Annotated in this window: 5 protein-coding genes; all 5 read left to right on the forward strand. The window is 69.9% G+C overall.

All coding sequences use genetic code 11. The features are described 5' to 3' along the window. Positions 1–491 (forward strand): LolA-related protein (locus I71_RS12665; protein ID WP_042695218.1); only part of this gene is annotated, 491 nt, incomplete at its 5' end. After that, positions 488–2,863, forward strand: coding sequence for an MMPL family transporter (locus I71_RS12670; RefSeq protein WP_199902166.1), 2,376 nt, complete (start codon positions 488–490; stop codon positions 2,861–2,863). The genes I71_RS12665 and I71_RS12670, both read left to right, overlap by 4 nt. Then, a complete protein-coding gene (locus I71_RS12675; RefSeq protein WP_042695219.1) occupies positions 2,856–3,680 on the forward strand; it encodes a polysaccharide deacetylase family protein in 825 nt (274 codons plus the stop codon). The genes I71_RS12670 and I71_RS12675 overlap by 8 nt, the downstream gene beginning before the upstream one ends. After that, positions 3,658–4,467, forward strand: a complete 810-nt coding sequence (locus I71_RS12680) for a trans-aconitate 2-methyltransferase (protein WP_083897129.1) — start codon at positions 3,658–3,660, stop codon at positions 4,465–4,467. Before I71_RS12675 ends, I71_RS12680 begins: the two co-directional genes overlap by 23 nt. A gap of 10 nt (positions 4,468–4,477) precedes the next feature. Continuing rightward, positions 4,478–5,671, forward strand: a complete 1,194-nt coding sequence (locus I71_RS12685; protein ID WP_042695221.1) for a beta-ketoacyl-[acyl-carrier-protein] synthase family protein — start codon at positions 4,478–4,480, stop codon at positions 5,669–5,671. Positions 5,672–5,815: the final 144 nt, after the last annotated feature.

The raw sequence follows: 5,815 nt of genomic DNA on the forward strand, positions 1-5,815 counted from the left end.
TGTTCGCCCGCTTCGCCCAGGTCGGCAGCTCCAGCGCCCGCTTCACCGAGACGCGCGCCATCGGCATGCTGACCGCTCCGCTTGAGAGCAGCGGCACGCTGACCTACCAACGTCCCGACCTCCTGGAAAAGCGCACCCTCCAGCCCCAGGCGGAAAGCCTGCGCCTGGACGGCGACCGGCTGACGCTGACCCAGGCGGACGGCGCGTTCCGCACGCTGTCGGTTTCCGCCATGCCGGAAATCCAGACCTATGTGGAGAGCATCCGCTCCACCCTGCGCGGCGACGTGCCGACCGTCATGCGCTTCTACGAGGTGGCGCTGGAAGGCACATTGCAGGACTGGCGCATGCGGCTGACCCCGCGGGCGGAAGAGGCGCGCAGGACGGTCCAACGCATCGTCATCGCCGGCCGTGAGGCCACCATCCGCCGGATCGAGGTCCTCCAGGCCGACGGCGACCGGTCCGTCATGACCATCCAGCCGGACCCGGCATGACCGCAGGGGTGCGACGGGCCGGATGGAGCGCCAAGTGGGCGTTGGCACTCTGGCTGGCCGGGCTGATCGCCTGCGGTCTGCTGGTGACGCGGACGCCGGTCACCGCCGACCTGTCCGCCTTCCTGCCCCGCTCCCCTTCCGCCGCCCAGCAATTGCTGGTCGACCAGCTGCGCGACGGCGTCGTCTCGCGTCTGATCCTGGTCGCCATCGAGGGTGACGCACCGGACCGCCTGACCGGCCTCAGCCGCGCCCTGGCCGCCCGGCTTCGCGGCAATCCGCTGGTGGCAGCGGTGGAGAATGGCGAGCGGACCGGGCGCGGCGCCGATGCCGCCTATCTCTGGACCAACCGCTATCTGCTGAGTCCCGGCGTCACCCCCGACCGCTTCACCGCCGACGGTCTGCGTGACGCCCTGCAGAACGACCTGCGCCTTCTGCAGTCACCCGCCGGCATGGCCTTGAAGCAGGCTCTCCCCGCCGACCCCACCGCGGAGATCCTGCGACTGACCGACCGGATACTGGGCGACACCGCCGGCCCGGCCAGCCGGGACGGCGTGTGGGTGTCGCCCGACGCGGCACGTGCCCTGCTGCTGGTGCAGACCGCCGCCGCCGGGTTCGACCTCGATGCCCAGCGGAAGACGCTGAAGCTGATCCGCAGCGCCTTCGACGACGCGAAGGGAACCGCCGGCACCGCACAGCTGGCGATGACCGGGCCGGCCGTCTTCTCCGTCCAGACGCGCGACCGGATCGAGGCGGATGCGACCCGATCCTCCATCATCGCCACGCTTCTGGTGGCCGGCATCCTGCTGCTGGTCTACCGGTCCTTTCGCGTGCTGGCGCTGTCGCTGCTTCCGGCGGCGACCGGGACGCTGGCCGGCATCGCGGCTGTCGGGCTGGGTTTCGGCATGGTGCATGGCATCACGCTGGGTTTCGGCGTCACCCTGCTGGGCGAGAGCGTTGATTACGCGATCTATCTGTTCACCCGGACCCAGGCCGGGAAGCCCGGCACGACACACCCTTCTGCGCATCTGGCCCACGCTGCTGCTGGGGACGGCGACCTCGGTCGTCGGGTTCGGCACCATGCTGCTCTCCAGCTTCAGCGGTCTGGGCCCAGTTGGGCCTCTTTCTCGATCACCGGATTGCTGGTGGCGCTGGCCGTGACCCGCTGGGTGCTGCCGACCCTGCTGCCGGAGGGCTATGCCACCGAACGCCCGGCCCGGCTGGCCCCGCTGCTGGGCAGCCTGACCCGCTCCGCGCCGGTCCTGCGCCTGCCCCTGGCCGCGGCCACCCTGCTGTCGCTGGCATGGCTGGCCTATCAGGGGTCGTCCCTCTGGTCGGCCGAACTGTCAAGCCTCAGCCCTGTGGCGGCAGCAGACCAGCGGCTGGACGAGGTGTTGCGCCGCGACCTTGGCGCACCCGACGCCGGCCATCTGCTGGTGACCGGCGCCACCACGGTGGAAGAGGCCCTGGCCGCCGCCGAGCGGCTGGATGCCCCGCTGAACACCCTGATCCGCGATCGTCTGATCGCCGGCTACGACTCCCCCGCCCACACCCTGCCGAGCCAAGCCACCCAACGGGTCCGCCAAGCCGCCCTGCCGCCGCCGGACCGGCTGCGCGCCGGCCTGACCCAGGCCCTGCAAGGCCTGCCCTTCCGCCCCGATGCCTTCACGCCCTTCCTGGCCGATGCCGAAAAGGCAAGGACCATGCCGCTGCTGACCCCGGCCAGCCTGGGCGGCACCAGCCTGAAGCTGAAGGTCGACTCCCTGCTGGTCCGCACCGGCGCCGGCTGGACCGCCATGCTGCCCCTGCGCGGCGTCACCGACCCGCAGCGACTGGCTGCCCGGCTGGCCGGCACCCCAATGGCACAGGGCGCCATCCTTCTGAACCTGAAGGAGGAGTCCGACAGCCTCTACCGCACCTATCGCCAGGAGGCGCTGACACTCGCCGTGACCGGCGCGATCACCATCACCCTGTTGCTGGCTGGCGCACTGCGGTCCCTCCGTTCGCTGATCGCAGCGGCGATGCCTCTGGCCGCGGCGGTGGTTGTCACCATGGCGCTGGTGACGGCGCTCGGACAGGCGTTGACGATCTTCCATCTGGTCGGGCTTCTGCTGGTGGTCGGCGTCGGCTCCAACTATTCCCTGCTGTTCGAGCGGCCGGAGCCGTCTCCGTCGCTGCGGGAGCGTACCGTTGCGTCCGTCGCCATCGCCAATCTCTGCACCGTCATCGGCTTCGGCACGCTGGCCTTTTCCGGCATTCCCGTGCTGCATGGCATCGGCATGACGGTTGCCATCGGCGCCTTTCTCTGCCTCGCCTTCGCGGCGGTGCTGAGCCGGCCGCAGCCCATCGGTCCGGAGGCCCCCGGTCATGGCTGAGCGTCGGCGCTGGACCCCTTCGCCCCTGCTGCGCGCCTCGGCCGCCCTGCATGTCGCCGCTGCGGCAGGCGTTGCGGCCATGCCCGCGATGTGGCCCTGGGCTCTGGCCGCTCTGGCCGGAAACCATGCCCTGCTGGGAGCCGCCGGGCTCTGGCCGCGCTGCGGCCTGCTCGGCCCCAACCTGCGCCGCCTGCCGGGGGAGAATGCCCGGCTCCGTCAGATCGGACTCTGTTTCGACGACGGTCCGGACCCGGAGGTGACGCCCGCCGTCCTCGACCTGCTGGACAGCAGGAACGCCAGGGCAAGCTTCTTCTGCATCGCCGATCGCGCCGCCCGTCATCCGGCCCTGATCGACGCCATCGTCCGCCGCGGCCATACGGTTGAGAACCACAGCTGGCACCACTCCCACCGCTTCGCCACCATGGGAATCCGCGCCATCCGCCGCGAGGTGGGAGAGGCGCAACGCATCCTGACCGGCCTCGCCGGCCGGCCGCCGCGCTACTTCAAACCACCGGCGGGGTTGCGCAATCCCCTGCTCGACCCCGTTCTCGCCGGTTTCGGCCTGCGTCTGGCGACCTGGACCCGGCGCGGCTACGACGCGGTGCGGCGCGACCCGGCGGGGGTGGAGCGGCGCCTCGTCCGCAATCTCGCCGCCGGCGACCTGCTGATGCTTCACGACGGGTCCGCCGCCCGTGACGGTGATGGCCGGCCGGTGGTGCTGACGGTGTTGCCACGCCTGCTCGACACCCTGAGCGCCCACGGGCTGGCGGCCGTTTCGCTGGAGGTGGTGACCGATGACCGACGCTCTCTTCCGTGATCTGGTCACCGCCGCCGCCCGGCCGTACCGCCGCTGCGGCCGCTATGCCTGGCATTTCGCCAGGGGCAAGCTCGCCGGCGATCCAATCTTCCTGCACCTGCTGAGCCACCCGCTGCTGCCCAGCCGTGGCATGCTGCTCGATCTCGGCTGCGGCCAGGGGGTTTTGACGGCGCTGCTGCGCGCGGCGGCCGACCGACATGCCGCCGGCGACTGGCCGGCGGATTGGCCCGCTCCTCCCGCAGCTCTCGTAACCCGGGGTGTCGAACTGTCGCCGAAGCGGGCGCGGATCGGCCAAGCGGCCTTGGGGTCCGACGCCGTCATCCGGGGCGACATCCGCAGCATGGCCCTGCCGCCCTGCGACGCCATCGTTATCCTCGACGTGCTGCTCTATCTGCATCGCGACGAGCAGGCGGCGCTGCTCGCCCGCTGCGCCGAGGCACTGGCACCGGGGGGCCTTCTGCTGTTGCGGGAAGCCGATGCCGACGGCGGTTTGCCCTTCCGGATCACCCGCTGGGCCGAGCAAGCCGCCTGTGCAACGCGCGGCCGCTGGCGGCAGTCGCTGACCTACCGTCCAGCTGTGGAGTGGTCAGGTTTGCTGGTTGGACTTGGGTTCGAAACGGAGGCTCTGCCAATGAGCCAGGGCACCCCCTTCGCCAACACCTTGTTCATAGCCCGCAGAAGCAATACGACAGTCCAAATTTGCCCTTCCTCGCATGAAATTGCCGATGCTAGCATTGATCGAGTAATGAAACCGCAAACCGCCGCCCACTCCGCCCGGACTTCATAAGAAATTGATCGTGCATCCACTCGTCGTAAGCCATATGAGCATCGTAAGCAGTCTTGGCTACGGCCAGGATGCAACCCTGGACGCTCTCCGCACCGGCCGAGGTGGCCTTAAACCTTGCAGTTTCGAGACAGTTACACTGGATACCCATGTCGGCGAGGTCGGAGGGGTCGAGGATATCCGCCTGCCGGACAACCTCGCCGGCTATGACTGCCGCAACAACCGGCTGGCCGAGATGGCGTTGCGTCAGGACGGCTTTGCCGAAGCGGTCGCCGGCGTCCGCGAGCGCCATGGTGCTGACCGGATCGGCGTATTCCTTGGCACCAGCACGTCCGGCATCCTGTCCGCCGAACTGGCCTTCCGGGCGCGTGACCCGCAGACCGGAGAGTTGCCCGCCGCCTTCAGCTTCGCCACCACCCACAGCACCGGATCGCTGGCCGATTTCGTCCGCCGCCGGCTGGGGTTGGAAGGGCCGGCCTTCGTCGTCTCCTCCGCCTGCGCCACCACGTCGAAGGTCTTCGCCAGCGCCGCCCGCATGATTGCCACCGGCCTGTGCGACGCCGCGGTCGTCGGTGGTGCCGACAGCCTGTGCCTGACGACGCTCTACGGCTTTCATTCGCTGGAGCTGGTCTCGCCCACCCCCTGCCGGCCCTTCGATGCCGACCGCAACGGTGTCTCACTGGGCGAGGGTGCCGGCTTGGCCCTGCTGGAGCGCGCCGACCGGAAGCCGGCCCCCGGCGCCGTCCATTTTCTCGGTGTCGGCGAAAGCAACGATGCCCACCACATGTCGACGCCGCATCCGGAAGGGATGGGGGCCCGGCTGGCGATGGAGCGTGCGCTGGCCAGCGCCGGGTTGCGGCCGGGCGACATCGACTATGTCAACCTGCATGGCACCGCCACCACCTATGGCGACGCGGCGGAGGATCAGGCGATCACCGGACTGCTCGGCACCCGCACCCCGGTCAGTTCGACCAAGGGCTACACCGGCCACACGCTGGGTGCTTCCGGCATTGTCGAGGCGGTCATCAGCATGCTGGCACTCCGCAACGGCCTGCTGCCCGGCAGCCCGCAGACCGTCACCCTCGATCCCGCCCTGCGCAGCCGCTACCTGCAGGCGAACGAGCGTGGGCGGCTGGATCGCGTGATGACCAACTCGTTCGGCTTCGGCGGCAGCAACAGCAGCCTGATCTTCGGGTGGGCGGCATGATGAGGGCCTATGTCGAGGGGATCGGACTCCTCGGTCCCGGTCTGCCGGGCTGGAGCGTGTCGCGTCCGATCCTCGCCAGCCACCCCCCTATGTGGCGAGCCCAACCATGTTGACCCGCAGTCCACTGCTGCCGCCCGCCGAGCG

Origin of the sequence: Azospirillum sp. B506 (assembly GCF_000333595.1) — a bacterium.
Lineage (GTDB): Bacteria > Pseudomonadota > Alphaproteobacteria > Azospirillales > Azospirillaceae > Azospirillum.

Bases quoted from the DNA above. Each gene is read 5' to 3' on its own strand.
- I71_RS12670 (WP_199902166.1), top strand. From the start codon at position 488: ATGACCGCAGGGGTGCGACGGGCCGGATGGAGCGCCAAGTGGGCGTTG.
- I71_RS12675 (WP_042695219.1), top strand. From the start codon at position 2,856: ATGGCTGAGCGTCGGCGCTGGACCCCTTCGCCCCTGCTGCGCGCCTCG.
- I71_RS12680 (WP_083897129.1), top strand. From the start codon at position 3,658: ATGACCGACGCTCTCTTCCGTGATCTGGTCACCGCCGCCGCCCGGCCG.